General features: G+C 46.4%; 20 protein-coding genes and 2 pseudogenes. 9 read left to right on the forward strand and 13 right to left on the reverse strand.

The window, feature by feature from the left end; genetic code table 11:
- Window positions 1-94 precede the first annotated feature (94 nt).
- Together B0181_RS04825 and B0181_RS12495 are read right to left on the reverse strand one after the other, a co-directional pair.
- Window positions 95-2,407, reverse strand: coding sequence for a YadA-like family protein (locus B0181_RS04825; RefSeq protein ID WP_249024906.1), 2,313 nt, complete (start codon window positions 2,405-2,407; stop codon window positions 95-97).
- Window positions 2,408-2,467: 60 nt separating this feature from the next.
- Window positions 2,468-2,764, reverse strand: a pseudogene (locus tag B0181_RS12495) (hypothetical protein); the annotation flags it as partial.
- On the opposite strand from B0181_RS12495, the gene B0181_RS12360 reads away from it, so the two are divergent.
- Complete coding sequence (locus B0181_RS12360) at window positions 2,757-3,122, forward strand: hypothetical protein (protein ID WP_242620129.1); 366 nt, start codon at window positions 2,757-2,759, stop codon at window positions 3,120-3,122. The pseudogene B0181_RS12495 and the gene B0181_RS12360 sit on opposite strands and share 8 nt — an antisense overlap.
- 185 nt (window positions 3,123-3,307) lie before the next feature.
- Here the strand turns inward: B0181_RS12360 and B0181_RS12500 are convergent.
- The 3 genes and pseudogenes from B0181_RS12500 to B0181_RS12065 all read right to left on the reverse strand — a co-directional run.
- A pseudogene (locus tag B0181_RS12500) lies at window positions 3,308-3,421 on the reverse strand (ESPR-type extended signal peptide-containing protein); the annotation flags it as partial.
- A gap of 170 nt (window positions 3,422-3,591) precedes the next feature.
- Window positions 3,592-4,335 carry an OmpA family protein gene (locus B0181_RS04830; protein ID WP_158078934.1) on the reverse strand — a complete coding sequence of 248 codons (744 nt, stop codon included), beginning with the start codon at window positions 4,333-4,335 and terminating at the stop codon, window positions 3,592-3,594.
- 366 nt (window positions 4,336-4,701) lie between these two features.
- Window positions 4,702-4,866, reverse strand: coding sequence for a hypothetical protein (locus B0181_RS12065; protein WP_158078935.1), 165 nt, complete (start codon window positions 4,864-4,866; stop codon window positions 4,702-4,704).
- A 196-nt stretch (window positions 4,867-5,062) separates the two neighbouring features.
- Between B0181_RS12065 and B0181_RS04835 the strand changes: the two genes are divergently transcribed.
- The 5 genes from B0181_RS04835 to B0181_RS04855 all read left to right on the forward strand — a co-directional run bounded on the left by B0181_RS04835 (window position 5,063) and on the right by B0181_RS04855 (window position 8,816).
- Complete coding sequence (locus tag B0181_RS04835; RefSeq protein ID WP_078276365.1) at window positions 5,063-5,395, forward strand: YbaB/EbfC family nucleoid-associated protein; 333 nt, start codon at window positions 5,063-5,065, stop codon at window positions 5,393-5,395.
- Window positions 5,395-5,988, forward strand: coding sequence for a recombination mediator RecR (recR, locus tag B0181_RS04840; protein ID WP_078276366.1), 594 nt, complete (start codon window positions 5,395-5,397; stop codon window positions 5,986-5,988). The genes B0181_RS04835 and recR overlap by 1 nt, the downstream gene beginning before the upstream one ends.
- Before the next feature lie 264 nt (window positions 5,989-6,252).
- Window positions 6,253-7,572: a ribonuclease D gene (locus tag B0181_RS04845; RefSeq protein WP_242620128.1), complete on the forward strand. Its 1,320-nt coding sequence runs from the start codon at window positions 6,253-6,255 to the stop codon at window positions 7,570-7,572.
- A gap of 210 nt (window positions 7,573-7,782) precedes the next feature.
- Complete coding sequence (locus B0181_RS04850; protein ID WP_078276367.1) at window positions 7,783-8,133, forward strand: hypothetical protein; 351 nt, start codon at window positions 7,783-7,785, stop codon at window positions 8,131-8,133.
- A 2-nt stretch (window positions 8,134-8,135) separates the two neighbouring features.
- Window positions 8,136-8,816, forward strand: coding sequence for a hypothetical protein (locus B0181_RS04855; RefSeq protein WP_078276369.1), 681 nt, complete (start codon window positions 8,136-8,138; stop codon window positions 8,814-8,816).
- A 39-nt stretch (window positions 8,817-8,855) separates the two neighbouring features.
- On the opposite strand, the gene B0181_RS04860 is transcribed toward B0181_RS04855, so the two are convergent.
- The 7 genes from B0181_RS04860 to B0181_RS04890 all read right to left on the reverse strand — a co-directional run bounded on the left by B0181_RS04860 (window position 8,856) and on the right by B0181_RS04890 (window position 15,116).
- On the reverse strand, window positions 8,856-10,145 hold the full coding sequence (locus B0181_RS04860) for an FAD-dependent oxidoreductase (protein WP_078276370.1): 1,290 nt from the start codon (window positions 10,143-10,145) through the stop codon (window positions 8,856-8,858).
- A gap of 219 nt (window positions 10,146-10,364) precedes the next feature.
- A complete protein-coding gene (gene glnA, locus B0181_RS04865) occupies window positions 10,365-11,774 on the reverse strand; it encodes a type I glutamate--ammonia ligase (RefSeq protein ID WP_078276372.1) in 1,410 nt (469 codons plus the stop codon).
- Between the two features lie 119 nt (window positions 11,775-11,893).
- Complete coding sequence (locus tag B0181_RS04870; RefSeq protein ID WP_078276374.1) at window positions 11,894-12,199, reverse strand: hypothetical protein; 306 nt, start codon at window positions 12,197-12,199, stop codon at window positions 11,894-11,896.
- 126 nt (window positions 12,200-12,325) lie between these two features.
- Window positions 12,326-12,877, reverse strand: coding sequence for a hypothetical protein (locus B0181_RS04875; RefSeq protein ID WP_078276425.1), 552 nt, complete (start codon window positions 12,875-12,877; stop codon window positions 12,326-12,328).
- A 275-nt stretch (window positions 12,878-13,152) separates the two neighbouring features.
- Complete coding sequence (locus B0181_RS04880; protein ID WP_078276376.1) at window positions 13,153-14,085, reverse strand: branched-chain amino acid transaminase; 933 nt, start codon at window positions 14,083-14,085, stop codon at window positions 13,153-13,155.
- Between the two features lie 175 nt (window positions 14,086-14,260).
- The gene (locus B0181_RS04885) at window positions 14,261-14,710 is read right to left on the reverse strand and encodes a hypothetical protein (protein WP_078276377.1); all 450 of its coding nucleotides are present in this window, start codon (window positions 14,708-14,710) and stop codon (window positions 14,261-14,263) included.
- A gap of 208 nt (window positions 14,711-14,918) precedes the next feature.
- Window positions 14,919-15,116 (reverse strand): hypothetical protein, encoded by a 198-nt coding sequence (locus tag B0181_RS04890; protein WP_078276379.1) that lies wholly within the window; start codon window positions 15,114-15,116, stop codon window positions 14,919-14,921.
- A 61-nt stretch (window positions 15,117-15,177) separates the two neighbouring features.
- On the opposite strand from B0181_RS04890, the gene B0181_RS04895 reads away from it, so the two are divergent.
- The 3 genes from B0181_RS04895 (at window position 15,178) to B0181_RS04905 (ending at window position 17,628) form a co-directional block, all read left to right on the forward strand.
- Window positions 15,178-15,969: a threonine/serine exporter family protein gene (locus tag B0181_RS04895; protein ID WP_242620131.1), complete on the forward strand. Its 792-nt coding sequence runs from the start codon at window positions 15,178-15,180 to the stop codon at window positions 15,967-15,969.
- Window positions 15,966-16,439 carry a threonine/serine exporter family protein gene (locus B0181_RS04900; protein WP_078276382.1) on the forward strand — a complete coding sequence of 158 codons (474 nt, stop codon included), beginning with the start codon at window positions 15,966-15,968 and terminating at the stop codon, window positions 16,437-16,439. Before B0181_RS04895 ends, B0181_RS04900 begins: the two co-directional genes overlap by 4 nt.
- 310 nt (window positions 16,440-16,749) lie before the next feature.
- Window positions 16,750-17,628, forward strand: a complete 879-nt coding sequence (locus B0181_RS04905; protein WP_078276384.1) for a LysR family transcriptional regulator — start codon at window positions 16,750-16,752, stop codon at window positions 17,626-17,628.
- A 107-nt stretch (window positions 17,629-17,735) separates the two neighbouring features.
- Here the strand turns inward: B0181_RS04905 and ruvA are convergent, their stop codons facing one another.
- Window positions 17,736-18,362, reverse strand: coding sequence for a Holliday junction branch migration protein RuvA (ruvA, locus tag B0181_RS04910; RefSeq protein WP_078276386.1), 627 nt, complete (start codon window positions 18,360-18,362; stop codon window positions 17,736-17,738).
- Between the last annotated feature and the right edge of the window lie 11 nt (window positions 18,363-18,373).

Raw genomic sequence — 18,373 nt, forward strand, 5'->3', positions numbered from 1 at the left:
TAGCAGCGCTTTCAAGGTCAAAAAAGACCCCCAGTCCGTTAAGGCTGGGGGTTTGTTGTGCGCCCGAGGTATAGCGCGCAACATGGTTTGCTGATTACCAGAACCAGCCAACACCTACGCTGCCTGATACGTTTTTCTCTGTATTAGCAGCTAGAGTGGCTTTCACGCCCCACTTACCGCCATCAGATAGCGCATTCACGCCAAACGCAATGGCTTGTTTGCTGCCGTTTTGACCGATAGCAACAGAAGCGTTTGATTGACCTGCACGATAACTTTGTAGCAAGCCAGCTACTGCCATAGCAGAAGCGCCTTGAGCTTCTAGTTTATCGTCAAGCTCGCCAAATCTGCGCTCATGTGCGTCTAGGCGATTGTTTACATCACCAAAACGGCTGTCCACATAGGTTTGGTCTGCTTTGCCGTCAATTTTTGCCAAGGCGGCTTTAGTCATGTCTGATAGATCTACGGTTTGAACAGTGGTGTTGTTCGGACCAGCAGTGTTCGTCAAAGACAGATATTCAGAACCTACTTCTGTGGTGTTATTGTGCGCATTCACAGTGTAGATAGACTGACCGTTCTCGCCTTTAGTTTCTACAACGCTTGCGATATTGGTACCTGCCTTAACTTCCGTCTTAGCAGCTTTAACTTCTCTGTCTACATAGGTTTTGTCTGCCTTATTGGCAACATCATCAAGTACAGCTTTGCTCTTGTCTGACAAATCTAGGACGTACTTAGTGGTGTTATCGCCCATATCTACGCCTTCAACAGTAACATAATCAGAACCTGCGTCACTGGTTGAACCTTTGGCGTTTACGGTGTAGATAGACTGGCCATCTGCGCCTTTAGTCTCAACAATACCAGCGATGTTAGAGCCAGCTTTGACTTGTGATTTGGCAGCTTTGATTGCCGCATCTTGCAAGGCATTCTTAGCGTCTACGTCAGCTGTATAGGCTTTTTTGTCTACTTCAGCTAAAGTATCTTTGGTTTTTTGATCCAAAGCTACGGTATAGATAGACTGACCGTTTGCACCAGCGCCTTCAGACACAGCAATGCCATCACCTTGCTTAACTTCAGTCTTGGCTGCTCTAATTGCGTCATCTTGTGCTTTGTCGGTTGCGGCTTGTTCTTGAACTACAGTGTGCAGTTGTGAGCCATTGATAGCATCTTTTGATTCAGCTGAGATGTCGCCATCTTTCACATTCGTCAATGCTACAGGTTCAGCCGCGCCATCACCGCCAAGTGTTACAGAAGTCTTGTCTTTGCTGTCATACTTAACGGCAATGCCGTCAAGCTCTGCAATGTCATCGGCATTTTTGTCGATTGCCGCATCTTGCAAGGCATTCTTAGCGTCTACGTCAGCTGTATAGGCTTTGTTTTTCACATCATCAAGTACAGCTTTGCTCTTGTCTGACAAATCTAGGACGTACTTAGTGGTGTTATCGCCCATATCTACGCCTTCAACAGTAACATAATCAGAACCTGCGTCACTGGTTGAACCTTTGGCGTTTACGGTGTAGATAGACTGGCCATCTGCGCCAGTGGTTTGAGTTACACTTGCGATATTAGTGCCTGCAGCAACTTCAGTTTTTGCGGCTTTAATGTCGCTGTCTTGTCTGCTGTTTTCACTATCAACGTAGTCTTTATCAGCTTTTTTCTCAACCTGCGCCAAAGTATCTTTGGTTTTTTGATCCAAAGCTACGGTGTAGATAGACTGACCGTTTGCACCAGTGCCTTCAGACACAGCAATGCCATCACCTTGCTTAACTTCAGTCTTGGCAGCAGCAATCGCTCTGTCTTGTTCTGCATTTTTAGCGTCATTCGCTGCATTATAAGCATCTTGTGCCGCTTTATTAGCGTCTACCTTAACGTTTAGATTGTTGACCGCTGTGTTAGTTTCGTGTAGCTGTGAACCATTGATAGCATCTGTACTGTCAGCTGAAATATCGCCAGCTTGTACGTTGGTTAGCTTCACTGGAGCAGTTGCGCCAACACCACCAAACGTTACTGACGTTTTGCTTGGGTCATCATATTTAACCAAGTTGTCATCAATCAAAGACACGGTATACACAGACTGACCGTTTGCACCTGTTCTTTCAGTTACATTGATACCATTGCCTTTAGCTACTTCAGTCTTGGCAGCAGTAATCGCTTTATCCTGCGCATCGTTCTTAGCGTCATTTTCTTTGTTGTACTGCGCTTGGGCGTCATTCACAATATCTTGAGCAGCTTTGTTAGCATCTACTTTGATATTTAGTGTATTGATGGCAGTGTTTGTTCCATGCAATTGTGAGCCGTTAATAGCGTCGGTACTGGTAGCAGAGACCTCGCCTGCGCCTACATTTTTAATTTGGCGCTTGATGGTTTCCGAGCCGATTGACAACGCACCTACATTTTCAGTTCCTGATACCACATTATAGGTTGTACCTGCGATGGTATTTGTGGTTACGACTGCATTTGTTGCCGAAACAGCATTAGAGCCTATAGCAACTGAGCCATTGTGTACAGCTTTCGCGTTATCACCAATTGCAATCACTTGTCTAACTGTAGGTTTGTAAGCAAGAAATTCCGAATTGGTTTGAGGTCTAGGTATGCTGAGGCTTTTCTTGATAACCTCAAGATCTGTCACTTCTTTCCCATTTATATCAGTCCAAGAGCCAGCACCAGCAATGGCGTTTGCGCCAAGTGCAATTGCCGAATGAGAGAGAGCTTGTGCGTCTTCACCTATAGCCACAGATGCTCTACCAGTCGCTAAAGATCGAATGCCCAAAGCAGCTGATGCGGGACCAAAGGTAATGTTACTAGCGCCCGCAGCTAATGAATTACTGCCAGAAGCGATATTTGAAGCACCTAAAGAAAAGGCATTTGAACCTGAAGCGATTGTTCTAAACCCATATGCAAAACTTCTACTTGCGTTTGCTTGCGATTCATTTCCACCAACAAAAGAAGCATTCCCTACAGCGGTATTTTCTTCACCCAACGCTACAGCATATCGACCAATCGCATTTGTTTCTTTGCCAGCAGCAAAAGAAAACGTACCAGTTGCTCTAGTTGCGCCACCAAATGCTGCAGCTCCATCACCAGTCGCAACTGAACGAACACGTTTGGGGTCGCTAAAAAACCCGTGATGACACATCCGGCTCGTTACAAAATCATTGTTTGCATGATATTGCCCAGTTCCACAATATGTACCGGTACCTGACCATTCAATGTTGCTATTAGAAATAGACCCATGCCCTGCATATGTTGAACCTGAGCTAAAGCTTGTATTGTCAAAAACGAGACCGGCATTCGCCCCTACCGAACCCAACGCAACTGCACCCACGATGGCGGCTTTTGCACCTACTTTAATGGCAGACTTACCAATTTCAGATACAGCAACGTACTGGCCCAAAGAGTTTCTGACTAGTTTGTATATTTTGTTCATATTTCACCTTCTTGACCCCTCCCACCACTAAACCTTACACCTTTAGTGGGGGAACTCTTTATACAGCGCTAGGTCCTAGCGCATCAGCTATGGTTGTTATCGGATTAGGCTAACCGCTTACATCTCCACCCAAATCAAAGATTATGGATGGAGAATTGCGCGGGTGGGGTTTAATGGCTTATTAAATAGCCATCAATATCAACGGTGACACGACGGTTCGGTGTCAAGCAATCGACTTGTGCTGTTTTAGGCATGTCTGCACGGCAGTGCACCAAAGGCTCAGTCTCGCCTGCGCCCATATGCTTAACAAGATTGGCTGCCACGCCTGCGTGATGGATTAAATAGCGCGCTACAGTATCAGCACGTTTTTGGCTCAAATCCATGTTGTAAGCATCAGTACCAAAATGATCAGTATGACCTACTACAAACACACCTTTTAGGTCGTCAAAATCTTTAAGTGCACGAGCAACTTCATTTAGCTTAGCTCTACCCTCATCTGTCAGATCTGACAATGCGTAACCATCAAAACGGAACGTATCTGTCAATGTAATACGATGCGGTGTTTTTGGTGCTGGCGTTGCAACTACTGGTGCAGCTTGCTCAATGTACTTAACAACAGTCGTTGCTTGCTTTGGCATTGATGCGTTTTCACAAATCGTGCCTTCAGTCACAGGGTTCCAATGGAATGCTTGTGCTCTTTTGTCTTTGTCAAAGCCAATGTTGTACTGACAGGTTTCTACGCCTTGCGCTGTACGGAAATGGAACAGATAAGTCCAATTTTTCACGCGCAAACCTTCATTAAAATGTGGTTCGCCAATCAAATCATAGATTTGTGCGCGGGTCATACCCTCTTTGATTTTTGACAAATCTTCAAGGTTTGGGAATGTGCCTTCATTGTGATTTTGCACATTCATTTTCACCTTGGCAGGGTCTGGAAAATTGACCGCGCGCTCTTGAGCGGTGTGGGAAGCTGTGGTCGCACAGCCAACCATTACGGTTGCGGCAGCACAAGCTGCCAGAGTAAGAATGTTTGGTTTGAGCATTATTACCTCTTAATCGCGCTTTGCGCAGTTTTTGTGGAAAACGCCAAAGGTTTTACAGCCTTTGACCGTCGGCAGAGAGCCGCCTTTGAACGGCTCTTAGATTACTTTAGCAGTACTTACTTTATTATTAAGATATGCTTATAAGGCATTCTATCCGTTTTTAGGTCTACAATCAAGCCCTACACACCCTTAATTTCAATTTTTCTTGAGATTTTATGTATTTTTTTGTCAATATGCTCAAAAATTAGGCATATTCAAACGATTGACTGAATTTTGTACAACATTAAGCTCGCCTTCTTGGTCGATTTCATCAGCCAGTGCATTTCGTTTGGCAATATACATTTCTTCATCAAAAGAATGCGCTCGTCCCCTTTCAAGCTTGCCAATTCTTTCGTCAGGCACATTAACGCCTTCGTCTCTATAAGCGGTATGCTTTGGTACGGTGTAATTTTGCAGATATTTCGGTCTTCAATTTACATCATTACTTATGTTATAATTAGCCGTTTTTTGATGGTGATTGCCGCCAAGCAGCCGTAGCTTTTAATGCCGCAAACCAAGCGCACAATCGCAAGCCATCGCATAATTTCAAGGAGTATTTATGAACATTCAAGCACTCATGCAGCAGGCGCAAGCCATGCAAAAACAAGTAGAAAAAAACGTAGAAGCTGCCAAAGCCAGCCTTGCCACCAAAGAAGTGCATAGCGAAGCAGGCAATGGCTTGGTGAAAGTTACCATGACAGGTCGTCATGTGGTGAAGCGCATCAGCATTGACCCAAGTTTGATGGACGATGAGCCAGACATGATTGAAGATTTGGTGGCTGCTGCCATAAATGACGCAGTGCGCCAAGCGGACGAGCTGCACGAATCAGTAATGGCTGGTGCAACCACTGGCATGGGCTTGCCAAAGAGCATGCAAGGCTTGTTCGGCTGATGCTCACACCAAAATTTGAGCATTTGGTCAAGCAGCTGCAAGTTTTACCGGGCGTTGGGCAAAAATCCGCTCAGCGCATGGCTTTGCATTTGCTTTCCAAAAAACGCCCACAAGGCGTCAGTCTTGCCCAAGCGTTAGAAACCGCCATGTGCGACATCAAAGAGTGCAGCCGCTGCCACTCTTTTAGCGATGATGACATCTGTCCGATTTGTGCCGATGTACGCCGCAGCGACAGCGAACTTTGCGTGGTAGAAAGCGCAGCAGACGTGATGGCAATTGAGCAAAGCGGCGCATTTCGTGGGCGCTATTTTGTGCTGGGTGGGCATTTATCACCCATTGACGGCATTAACGCAGACGATTTACACATTGACGAGCTGATCATCAGACTGAAAAATTCTGCGATTGATGAGCTGATTTTGGCAACTGGCGCAACCGTTGAAGGGCAAACCACCGCCTTTTTCATCAGCGATGCCGCACGCCCTTTCGTGGGGAAAATCACTCGCCTAGCGCAAGGCATTCCGATGGGCGGCGAGCTTGAATTTGTGGACAGCCTAACACTGCACCAAGCCTTACAAAATCGTGCTTTTATCTGATTAGCTTTTATCTGATTAGCTTTTATTTGATTAGCTTTTATTTGATTAGCTTTTATTTGCTTCAAGCCAAGCCACCTAAATACCAACTGGCGTGTTTTGTGTTTGCAGCGGTTCGCTTGTTAAGCGTGAGTTTTTGCATATCTAAACCGCCTTTTTCACTTTTTATCCACCCGCCCAACCAGCAGTTTCCATCATTTCAAAGTTGTCATCGCCAATTAGTCCATTTTCTTAAAACAACGTCTGCCCATTTTAAGTCCATCTTTTATGTCAAAAGTTCAATCCATAAACCCAGAAAATTCAGCAAATCAAGCGCAAAATCCCAATATGCCTGCCACCAATCCCACCACAAACTCCCAAAATTCAACCGATAACGTTAATTCACAAGACCGCTTTACCTTTCCTAAGGCAAGCATTGACCGCATCGCCCTTGAAGAGCTGCCTGTGGTGTGGGTGCGTGATGAAGATGGCTTGTACCAGCTGATTGACGAGATTGATTCGGTGGACGTGGTGGCGCTGGATACTGAGTTTATCAAGCGCACGACTTATTATCCGATTTTGGCGTTAGTGCAGGTGAATACTGGGCGTGCGATTTATTTGGTGGACGCGCCACGCCTTGATTTACAAGACTTTTGGGCGGCGTTGATTGAAGTGCCAACGATGGTTTGGTACGCCTGCGGTGAAGATTTGGGGATTTTTTATCTCTTGGCAAAAAACGCACCGCTTGATAACGTGTTTGACGTGCAAATTGGCATTGCGTATTTGACGGGCAAATTGCAAGCGGGCTACTCGCAAGCGGTGTCTGAAGTGCTGGGCGTGGAACTGGATAAGGGCGAAAGTCAGTCCGACTGGCTGGCACGTCCGCTCACTTATGAGCAAGAATGCTATGCGGCGGACGATGTGCGCTATTTGCTGGCGCTGTACGAAGCCACCAAAGATGCGCTGACGCAAGCGAACACCTTGGATTTTGTCCGTGAAGACAGCACGCTGTACGCCCACGAATTACACAGCACCGCCAACATGAGCGATGATGCGCTGTACCTAGAATTTAGCGCGCCGCATTATACGCCTGTGCAAATCGCCGCCTTGCAACGCATTGTGGCGTGGCGTGAAGTGCTGGCGCGCGCCATCAATGAGCCGCGCACTTTCATCATCAGTCGGCAGGCGCTGCGTGAAATCATTGACACCATGCCACAAACCATTAAAATGCTGGCACGCACCACCATTCACCGCGCATCTTTGCGTAAATATGGCGATGAAATCGTGCGCCTGATTAAAGAGGCGGCGAATTTGCCAGCGAGCGAGTTTCCGCCTTTACCGCCGCCCACCTACCGCAGCAAAGAAAAAACTTTCAAAAAACCGCTAGATAAAGCCGTACAAGCCTACAGCCTTGCCATCAATGTGCCAGAAAATCTGCTGCTGCGTGGCCGCTGGATTAGCGAACTGCTGGTGATGGTGGCGCAGGATTTACCGCTGGATAAACTGCCTGCAGGCTTGCAAGGTTATCGCCACGATTGGGCGGTAAACACCATCTTGCCCCTGCTTTATGACTATAAAACACAAATTCAAGAAGGATTTGAGAGTTAATAAAAATACTCGATGTTCAAAATGGATATTTTTCAGTGTTGAATTTCAGATTTGTGGGCTGGGGTAGCGCAAGCGTAGCCTAACCTACAAAACAGCTCTTGGCTTATTGTTGGGTTTTCGCTTTGCTTAACCTGCAGGCTGTGAAAATGGTGCGGAATATAAACTTTATCTACTACAGCCCCAACTTTTTTATTTTTGATAGGAAATTTAATGAACGCCCTGCTTTTGACAAATCATTTAAAGAACTTTGCCGGCTCTGAAATGCAAATTGTCGAGCTGTATGAGTATTTCAAACAAAATTACCACACTGTAAAAGTCTATGCAAATTGCACAGGTTTGCCTGTGATTGGACTGTTTAATCCGTGCGATGTCATTGACGACATTGAAAAGATTAATTTACATCAATTTGATTTGGTATGGTCGCAACACTGCGTTTTTCCTTTATTGTTCAAAAACAAATTATATGACAATTTAAACATCAAACTCATTTCAGTGCATTTATCTCCCTATGAAATGCTGGAATTGAGTGCATTGTCGCACATGCGCACAAGCCCCCCCTGAACGTGCTGTACGTTGCCAACAGCGAAGAAACCAAGGATAAATTACTGGAATTTACCATCAATGAACATGATATTTTGGTGTCTAATAACGCAGCACCAAATTATTTTATGCAGACCAACACATCTAAGACATTGAATAAAATTTTAGTTGTGTCCAATCATGTGCCGCCAGAAATTTTTCAAGCCGCAGTCTTATTGCAACAAAAGAACATTCAGGTTCATTTTCTTGGCATGGATTTTGGAAATTCCCACAGAGTAACGCCGCAGGTTATATCAAAATATGATGCGATTATTACCATTGGCAAAACGGTGCAATACGCCATACTAAGTCAAAAACCTGTCTATGTGTATGATCATTTTGGCGGCTGCGGGTATTTGTCGGCAGATAATTTTGAAAAAGCGCGTTATTATAATTTTTCAGGGCGTGGATTTTATCAAAAACCAGCGGAGACTATCGCCAAAGAAATCATGCAAGGCTTTGATCAAGCACTTGATTTTATGCTGTCATTTGATGATACCAATCGGTTTGCGCTGGATAAATTTGTAAATCGCATTTTAAACACAGCAAACAAAGCCACCATTGATGTGCGCAGCAGCTACCACTTTAAAGCATCATATCCAATATGTGAAAAAATCTCCGAGTATTACCAAATGCTCAATCCTAATGAAAACTTGCCTGTTTAAATCTGGCACAGCCCCCAAATTTTAAACACCCACCAAAAACTACACCCCGCCCGCCTGACGATTAAAAAACGCCAATAAAGACGGGCTTTTTCCCACCAAGCGCACGGCTTCACTGCGCATAAAACGCAGCGGCTTATATTGCATGACGCTGCTGGCAAAGGCGGCATTGATGGCGGAAAATCCATGCATCATCAGCGCATTATGCCCACGTCTGGCGCGCTCATAACGTGCTAACACCGCTGGGTGATTGATAGGCAAATTGCGTGCCTGCGCCCACGTCAAAATCTCAAGCAATGCCTTAATGTCCAAAAATCCCAAATTCAGCCCCTGACCTGCCAAAGGGTGTACACCATGCGCCGCATCACCCATCAGCAGTGTGTGCGCTGCCGTGTAGCTTTTGGCGGCTTGTGCTGATAAGGGAAAACTTGCCACCGACTGAATCTCGTGAATTTGCCCAAGCTCAAAACCGCTCGTCAACGCCAGCTTTTGCGCAAGCTCATCATAAGAAAGCGCCAAATACGTCTTGGCAAGCTCACTTGGTAGCGTCCACACCACCGATTGCCACAAATCATTATCATCAGCGTGTAAATTCGCCAGCGGCAACAGCGCCAACGTGCCAGTCGGCAGCATGGCTTGGCGCGCGGTGTTTTGGTGCGGTTTTTCGGTGCGAATGGCGCAGCAAATGGCGATCTGCCCATAGTCCAAGCGGTCGCACGCTATACCCATCGCACTGCGCACTACCGAAGCTCTGCCGTCCGCGCCGATGAGCATTTTGGTTTTTATAGTGATTGTATTATCATTACTTTGTAATTTCAATGTAATGCCATCTTTTTGTACGTCCAGCGTGTCGGCGAGCAGTGTCGTGCCGTGAAGTATGCTCAAAAATGGTGCGTATTTGTCATCTTTGGCTTTTTCAAGCAGTGCGTATTCCAGCACCGCAGGCTCAACCATGCAGCCCATGGATTCAGGGATTAAACTTGGCGCAGCAAAACGCAGCTCGCCACGCCCATCGCCTTGCCAGACGTGCATTTGCGTATAATCCGCCTTACGAATCAGCGCATCGTACACACCAATCTCATCAAGCAAGCCGACACTGGTACGGCTTAGCGCAAACACCCGAGCGTCTCGTTTTGCCAGCTTTTCTTGCCATGCACGCTCATCAAATTCAGGCTTGGCATCAATCACACAAACGTACTGCCCACGCTTTGCCAAACTCAGTGCCAGCGTCAAACCCACCGCACCACCGCCAACAATCAGCCAAGTTGTTTGTATTTCTTTGGTGGAATTTACGGCATCGGTAACATTTGGCGTATGGGCAGTGTGTGTCATAGTTATCAAGGTTAAATTAAAAGTTTATCAATAATGATTATAAAAAATACATCAATCCAAGTGCTATCTTAGCACATCTTGAACGACATATTTTAAGAATTTTTAAGATGCAAGGCGATACGTTTTAACACCGATGGTTTTTATGACTTAAAAAGATGGCTTAAAATAAAAAACGCAAGACTCTCGCCCTGCGTTTTTGGTTTGGTGCGTGCAATCATATCACACACGATAATACAAATCAAACTCAAGTGGGTGTACCGCTTCGTTCAGCAGTTGCACTTCTTGGGTTTTCAGCTCAATATAAGACTCAATCATCTCTTTGCTGAACACATCGCCTTTTAGCAAGAACGCATGGTCTTCTTTTAGGGCGTTTAGCGCAGCTTCTAGGTTTTCCGCCACGGTTGGGATCAGCGCTTCTTCTTCTGGCGGCAAATCGTATAGGTTTTTATCCGCTGCCTCACCCGGATCGGCTTTGTTTTCAATACCATCAAGACCCGCCATCAAAAGTGCGGCAAAGCATAGGTACGGGTTGGTTGCAGGGTCAGGGAAGCGTGCCTCAATGCGGCGAGCTTTCGGGCTTGAAACGTGCGGAATACGGATAGAAGCCGAGCGGTTTGACGCTGAATAAGCCAGCTTAATCGGTGCTTCAAAGTGCGGCACAAGACGCTTGTAGCTGTTCACCGTTGGGTTGGTGATGGCGTTTAGCGCACGAGCGTGCTTGATGATGCCACCGATGAAATACAAGGCTTCTTTTGACAAACCTGCGTACTCATCGCCAGAAAAAATGTTCGTGCCATCTTTTGAAATTGAGATATGAACGTGCATACCCGAGCCATTATCGCCCACGATTGGCTTTGGCATGAAAGTGGCGGTTTTGCCAAATTGGTTGGCAACTTGCTGCACCACATATTTAAACTGCTGCACTTCGTCCGCTTTTTTCACCAAAGTGTTAAAAGAAATGCCGATTTCTTGCTGGGCAGACGCCACTTCATGCAGGTGCATTTCCACACGGCCTTCACCCATGATGTCTTCTAGGCGATCGCACATCACCGCACGCATATCATGGAAATGGTCAATCGGCGCAACCACGCCATAGCCGCCTTTCACGCTTGGGCGCTGGGCGTTGTTGCCCCATGGGTAGTCTTTATTGGTTGACCAAGCTGCCGCTTCTGATACGATGGTGCTGCGTGCGCCTGATTGATCCACGTCCCATTTTACTTCATCAAAGACGAAAAATTCAGGTTCTGGGCCAAAAAATGCGGTGTCGCCAATGCCTGTTTGTTGCAAATATTGCTCAGCGCGGCGTGCAATTGAGCGTGGGTCTTTTTCGTAGCCTTGCAAAGTTTCAGGCTCAATCACATCGCAAGTAACCACGACCGTTGGCGCTTCATAAAATGGGTCAAGATATGCCGTTTCTGGGTCTGGTAGCATGATCATGTCAGATGATTCGATGCCTTTCCAGCCAGCCACAGACGAGCCGTCAAACATTTTGCCATCTTCAAGCGTGTCTTCGTCCACCGTGTCGGCTGGGAAAGTCAAGTGGATTTCTTTGCCTTTGGTGTCAGTGAAGCGAAAATCCACCCACTTTGCGCCTGATGATTCAATCAAATCAAACAATTTGTTTGACATAACTTTCTCCTAATAAAATTGTTCTCACCCAAGTACCAAATGATACGCCAAAAAGGCGATGTTGTAAATTCACTTTTTTTGATAAATGCGTTTTTGTGCATAAAATACTTGCCAAACGCTCAATTTGGCAAATTCATCTTTGATGTGTCAGGATTTAGCCCAAAATAAAACACGAAAGTCGCCACCAAGCTATTCACCACGATAAACGCCCAATCCATGCCTTCATGCGCCAAAATAAAGCGACCAATCAGCGCACTCACGATGAGCATAACGCCAAAACACGCCGCCAAATAGCCCAAAATCACAGGGTGCGTCAGTGAATACTCTTCGCCTGCCGCACGCCCTTTGGCAAGTCGTTTTAGGTTGATGAAAAATCCTGCGGTATAAACCACGCCACCCATCAAAAGATAACCCAAAAATCCCATAAATGCTCTTTTATCAATTCGTTTTTAAAATTGTCTGACAAATTTCTCAACTTGCCAATCTGCAATTCATCAATTTTTAAATCGCTGAAATCGCCATTAAATCATTGAAAACGTTTGTTAAATTGTTTAGTGTCCTTGCGCACCCAGCAAATCCGTTGGCGTATCGTCGCACGCCACTTTATAAATGGTATTTGTGCCGCGCACGATGTAAGCGACGTATTCACTGTCTAAAAGCGGATTGACGTTAGCCGCCTCTGCACGCACCTTGGCAAGTGCCATCATGCCATCAGGGCGTGCCACGACAGCCGACACATCTTGACTGTCCAAATCCAGCGCATTGACGTTAAAATACTGCCAGCCCTTTGCCATGCTTAGTGCTTCAAGCGGTTCTGGGCTGTCCCACACGCGCCCTTTATTCGCCGCTTCTTTCATTTGCATGACCAATTTGCCGTCTTTTTCAGACAGTTTGATTTGCGCTGGCTCATCATGGCTGACCGTGTAGCAGCCGATAAAATCTGCGATGACTGATGATAAAGCACCATCGCTTTGCTTGACTAATGGTTGGCTAGACGCAAGTTTTGGTTCGTTTACAGGCTGTGGTTCGCTGCACGCAGCCAGTGTACAGGCAGTGATAATCAAAGAAATGGCACTAAGGCGGGTGAAAAATTTATGTGGCACGGTACTGCTCAAAAGGTTAATCGCCAAATCAGCTTAGGTGATAAATGAATTTGTGTACGCTTGGCAATCATGTGAATATTTGCAAACTGACGCCCAGCGCAATTTAGATTTAGTTTTAAACCGAAACTAAAACGCCCTAAATTATAGCAATTTTGGCAACGTTTATAAATAGCCAAATGGATAATTTGTCAAAAACCACCCACAAAAACCGTCTACAAAAAACGCACCATCATCAAACGATTTGGTGCGTTCTTATTCATTTGGCAAACCAATGATTATTCATCAACAAAACTTAGCCAATGCTTGTATTTGTCGTTGCGGCCTTGTACCACATCAAAGTATAGGCTTTGTAGTTGTTCGGTAATTTCGCCACGTCCGCCCTTGCCAATCACACGGTCATCGTATTCACGGATTGGCGTAACTTCCGCTGCCGTACCCGTCATAAAGATTTCGTCCGCCAAATAAAACTCATCACGAGTAATGCGGCGTTCCACCACTTTGATGCCCAAATCATTAGCAAACTCAATGATGGTGCGGCGTGTGATGCCGTCCAGCGCACCGCCTGCCAAATCAGGTGTGTGCAGCTCGCCATTTTTCACCAAGAACAAGTTTTCGCCAGAGCCTTGGCATACATAGCCTTGCGGGTCCATCAAGATGGCTTCATCGTAGCCGTTGCGTGTAACTTCTTGGTTGGCAAGGATAGACACAGGGTAGTTGCTGGCAGCTTTCGCCTTACACATAGTAACGTTTGGGTGATGGTGCGTGTAGCTTGAAGTCTTAACACGAATGCCGTTTTTGATGCCATCTTCGCCCAAATACGCACCCCAATGCCACGCAGCCACCGCCGCATGAATGGTGTTGTCCTTGGCGGCAATGCCCAATTTCTCAGAACCAACCCAAATCAAAGGACGGATATATGCAGACGCCAAACCATTTTCACGCACCACGTCTTTTTGGGCTTGTACCAGCTCATCAAAGCTGTAAGTAACGTTCATTTGGAAAATTTTTGCCGAGTTTAGTAGGCGTTCGGTATGCTCCGCCAAGCGAAAAATCGCCGTGCGTCCGTCTGGCGTTTGGTAAGCACGCACACCTTCAAACACCGCCAAGCCATAATGCAAGCTGTGCGTCAGTACATGAACTTTGGCTTCTGGCTGCTCAATCAACGCGCCATCTAGCCACATTTTGCCTTGTTGGGTTGCTAAACTCATGATGGTATCCTTAAAAATAAAACGATTTAGCCGATTATAGCACCCTTTTGTGCTTTTGCAATGGGTTTTAATATAAAAAGTTTGTTATGATTGCAATTACCAAATCGTTGGTTATGATTATTGGTTTATTCGTTGATGAACGCTGCAAACGCTAAAATTTACGCCTGTCATCACCTCAAGGCAAAATACGCTTAAATACGGTTGGGCAATTTTCACCTTCGGCATCGCTGCACCACGTCATCACCGTTGGGCTGTGCTTATTATCCAAGCGTACGAAGGCGGCAAAGCCGTCTCCCGTTTGGTCAATTTGCTCGCCAGCGCAATCGGCGGCGTTGTTGTCTTGCTCAGTGGTGGTGGCGATGATGGGCAGCTCGGTCAAATCTTCTGGATACATAAAAGCATAGCTGCCTGTGGTGATTTCTTGGGCGCTCGTGGTGCGCAGTTTGCCATCTTGGGCAAAATTATAGCGCTCATAGCACACGCCATTTTCTGTCGGCACGGCAACTTCCCACAAGCCAGCAATCGCAGGCATTTCATAAGTGCTGATGACAGCGCTGCCCTCTGGCGGATTTGTCCACAAAGCAAAAGCTGCCCACACCGCAGGCATGATGGATAATGTCGCCATAAAATTTCCTTAATTTTTTAACTTATAAACGTACTTTTAAAATGGATTTGCACGGCATTTTAACCCTGCTTAACTTGATGAGTGTAGCACGTTTGTCAAAAATTTCAACCTTTGGGTGTGGCAAGCGGCACCGAACCAGTATTCATCACCACTCTTTCACCTAAAAAACCATACAGCAAAACCTTATAACCAATTTCACAACCAGATTTTATAACCAGATTTTATAACCAATGTTTATAACAACACCCAATCGCAAAACTGTATTATCAAACTTGCAAAATTCCTGAACAAATCCAACAGCGAATTTTAAGCCAAATTTAGCGCAAATCGGCATATTTTTGATGATTTTTCTTGACAAAGGTTTTACAATAGGCGCATAAATTTGTTGTAAGCCAAACCCAATCATGACAACTGCCGCCACTGCGCCAAATCCAGCCAATCCACAAACCAACACCTGCGCCAAACGCCTGCCCTACATCAGCCACGAAGAGCAGCAGCGCATTACTCGGCTTTGCGTGCGCTCTGCCTTATTGTTCATGCAATACGGCGGCGAATCGGCGGTGGTCGTGGATTTGACCAAGCGTCTGGGTCTTGCGCTGGGCGTGGGCGGTGTGGAGTGCGCTTTGTCGTTTAATGCCATCACGCTCACCACACTGTATAATGGACGCTGCATCACCACCGCGCGCAACACCGTCCATCAAGGCATTAACGTCAGCATTTTGGTGCAAATTCAGCAAATCGTCCTGCACGCTGAAGCCACACGCAAAACCGAAAATCTGGTGCAGGAAATTGAAAATCGGCTGGACGCCATTGACCGCAGCGCCTATCCAAATCTACCCATGTCTTTGGCGGTGGGATTATCCTGCGCAAGTTTTGCCTATTTGAACGATGGCGGGCTTTTAGTGGCGTGCATTACGCTGGTGGCGGGCTTTTGCGCCATGCGTACGCGCGTATTTTTATCGGCCCATCATTTCAATCCTTTTGTGGTGGTTATCATCACCGCCTTTGTGGCGACGCTTTTGGGTGCGCTGGCGTACTTTTTGGAGCTTGGGCATAACGCAGACATCGCGGTGGCGGCAAGCGTGCTGCTGCTCGTGCCGGGATTTCCCATCATCAATGCGCTGTCTGACATTCTAAAAGGCTATATTAACATGGGCGTGGGTCGCTGGATGTTTGCCACCATGCTCACCCTGTCAGCGTGCGTAGGCATTGTGATTGCGCTGATTTTATTACAAATTCCACATTGGGGGCTTGAATGATGAATTTGACAGCCATCACCGCCCTATTTGGCGATATTTTACTGTCTTGCTTGATTACGTTTGGCTGGTGTTTGATGTTCACCTTGCCAAGCCGTTACATCGGCTATTGCCTGCTGATGACGGCACTGGGCTTTGGCGCAAAGTCTTTGATGGCGTTGTTTGGCGTGCATTTGGCAGTGGCGACGTTTTTTGGGGCAATGCTGGCAAGTTTTTTGGGTGTGTATTTTGCCCAACGCCTGCGCCTGCCACCAAAGGCGCTCATCGTACCAAGCACCATCTGCCTAATGCCGGGGATTGCGGCGTATAAAGCGATGGTCAGCATGGTGCAAATCGGTTATTTTGGCTTTAGCATGGAGCTGTTTGTTACCATGATGCACCACTTTTTTACGGCAATTTTTATCATCAGCGCTTTGGTGCTGGGTCTATCCATTCCGGGAATTTTATTTTATCGCAGAAAGCCGATTGTGTGATAAAATCGATTGTTTGATAAGGTTGCGATGATTTGGTGATGTTGGTAAGCACAACAAAACCCTGTCAAGCCAAGCCCAACTTGGATAAGACACACCGTAAAGATTGTTGCAGTTTTGCTTGATGTTTTGTAAAATACAAATAAAAGATTTGGTTTGTACGTTTTTTATGCCAAAATTTTTGAAATCGCATTAAAGATAACTCGCACCAGATGTCGGTCATCAAAGCCAAATCGATAATTTGCCAGCCTTGATTTTATCAGCCCATTTTTATTAAATTTACTTTAACAATCAATAACTTAAAGGAAATGACGTGAACACCACCAACCTTGCGACGTTTGTTACCGTCATGCAGACAGGAAGTATTTCTGGCGCGGCTGAAAAGCTATTCATCACGCAGCCTGCTGTCAGTAAGCGCATTAAAAACTTAGAAGATGAATTTGGTGCCACACTCTTTGACACGGTGGGGCGTGGTATCATCGCCACGGCGGCGGCGCACGAGCTTTTGCCCTACGCCAAACGCTGGCTTGATGATTATGAGCAGTGCCGCGCAAGCCTGCAGCATTCTAAGGAAACCGCCACGGGTCGCTTGGTAATTGGCACAAGCCACCACATTGGACTACATCATCTTGCACCTGTGCTTAAGCAGTTTATTCAAATTTACCCTGCCGTGCAGCTGGAAGTACGCTTTATGGACAGCGAAGAAGCGCATAAAGCGGTGCTTGATGGCGAAGTGGCGTTGGCGTTTTTGACCCTGCCACCAATCTTTGATCGCCGCCTAAACTACCACACACTGTGGTCTGATCCGCTGTATTTTGTAACAGGCACACTCAGCCCGCTGGCACAAAAAAGCGAAGTAAGCCTGCTGCAACTGGCGCACCACCCTGCGATTTTACCAGCCGCCAACACTTTTACCAGCCAAATCACGCTTGCAGAATTTGCCAAGCACAATCTGCGCCCTTATGCCACCATGAGCACCAATCCACTAGAATCCATTCGTATGCTGGTGTCCATTGGGCTTGGCTGGTCGGTGCTGCCTGAAACCTTAATCAATCAAGATTTGGTGAAAATTGACATGGCGCAAAGCATTGAACTGCAGCGGCATTTGGGCGTGGTTACCAACCCAAATCTGACACGCTCAGCAAACACGCAAGCGCTTTTAGATATGCTGATGATTGGCGATGTCAATTAAATAGCCAAACTGACCTAATTTCACAGTGATACACACTTCACCAAAAACCGTCTTGCACAAACAAGACGGTTTTTAATTCACTCTGGAAACTGCCATTTAAAACAGCGCTAAAACCCTGACAACTGCTTCAAGGCGGCTTTTAGTAGGCTTTGCGTATCCATCACATCAAGCTCTGGCTGAACTTTCTTGATGGCGTTTTGCGCTTCTTTTTCTTTGTAGCCTAGGCTAATCAGCGCACTTTCTGCTTCGGCAATGGCGTGCATGACGCTCGTGCCAGACATGGCGCTGTCAAAAAACTCGCCTTGTCCACCAAAGTCGCTCGCTTGCCCAAATTCATTAAGCTTGCCTTTTAATTCAATCAATAAACGCTGAGCGGTTTTTTTGCCAATGCCCGGCACGCTCACCAGCGCCGAATCATCGTCCATGTCCACCGCGCGTTTTAGTGCATCGGCTGACAGTGTGGATAAAATCGCCAACGCCATTTTTGCACCCACGCCATTGATTTTAATCAACTTACGGAACACATCGCGCTCTTGTTTTTGTGCAAAACCGAATAGCAGCTGCGCATCTTCACGGACGTGCAAATGCGTGTAAATCGTCGCTTCAGCGTCCAATGCCAGCGTACAAAAAGACGGTACAGGCAGCTCCACTTCGTAGCCAACACCGCTTGTAGTCATTATGCAGGCTTGCGGTGCGCTTAAATACACCACCTTACCGCTAATCATACCAATCATAAATTTTCTAC

The sequence above is a fragment of the Moraxella caviae genome (genome assembly GCF_002014985.1).
GTDB classification, from domain to species: Bacteria; Pseudomonadota; Gammaproteobacteria; order Pseudomonadales; family Moraxellaceae; genus Moraxella; species Moraxella caviae.

Bases quoted from the DNA above. Each gene is read 5' to 3' on its own strand.
- B0181_RS12360 (WP_242620129.1), top strand. From the start codon at position 2,757: ATGCCCAAAGCAGCTGATGCGGGACCAAAGGTAATGTTACTAGCGCCC.
- B0181_RS04900 (WP_078276382.1), top strand. From the start codon at position 15,966: ATGATGAATTTGACAGCCATCACCGCCCTATTTGGCGATATTTTACTG.
- ruvA (WP_078276386.1), bottom strand. From the start codon at position 18,362: ATGATTGGTATGATTAGCGGTAAGGTGGTGTATTTAAGCGCACCGCAA.
- B0181_RS04850 (WP_078276367.1), top strand. From the start codon at position 7,783: ATGAACGCCCTGCTTTTGACAAATCATTTAAAGAACTTTGCCGGCTCT.
- B0181_RS04845 (WP_242620128.1), top strand. From the start codon at position 6,253: ATGTCAAAAGTTCAATCCATAAACCCAGAAAATTCAGCAAATCAAGCG.
- B0181_RS04885 (WP_078276377.1), bottom strand. From the start codon at position 14,710: ATGGCGACATTATCCATCATGCCTGCGGTGTGGGCAGCTTTTGCTTTG.
- B0181_RS04870 (WP_078276374.1), bottom strand. From the start codon at position 12,199: ATGGGATTTTTGGGTTATCTTTTGATGGGTGGCGTGGTTTATACCGCA.
- B0181_RS04835 (WP_078276365.1), top strand. From the start codon at position 5,063: ATGAACATTCAAGCACTCATGCAGCAGGCGCAAGCCATGCAAAAACAA.
- B0181_RS04890 (WP_078276379.1), bottom strand. From the start codon at position 15,116: ATGATTGGGTTTGGCTTACAACAAATTTATGCGCCTATTGTAAAACCT.
- B0181_RS04880 (WP_078276376.1), bottom strand. From the start codon at position 14,085: ATGAGTTTAGCAACCCAACAAGGCAAAATGTGGCTAGATGGCGCGTTG.
- B0181_RS04860 (WP_078276370.1), bottom strand. From the start codon at position 10,145: ATGACACACACTGCCCATACGCCAAATGTTACCGATGCCGTAAATTCC.
- B0181_RS04830 (WP_158078934.1), bottom strand. From the start codon at position 4,335: ATGAATGTGCAAAATCACAATGAAGGCACATTCCCAAACCTTGAAGAT.
- recR (WP_078276366.1), top strand. From the start codon at position 5,395: ATGCTCACACCAAAATTTGAGCATTTGGTCAAGCAGCTGCAAGTTTTA.
- glnA (WP_078276372.1), bottom strand. From the start codon at position 11,774: ATGTCAAACAAATTGTTTGATTTGATTGAATCATCAGGCGCAAAGTGG.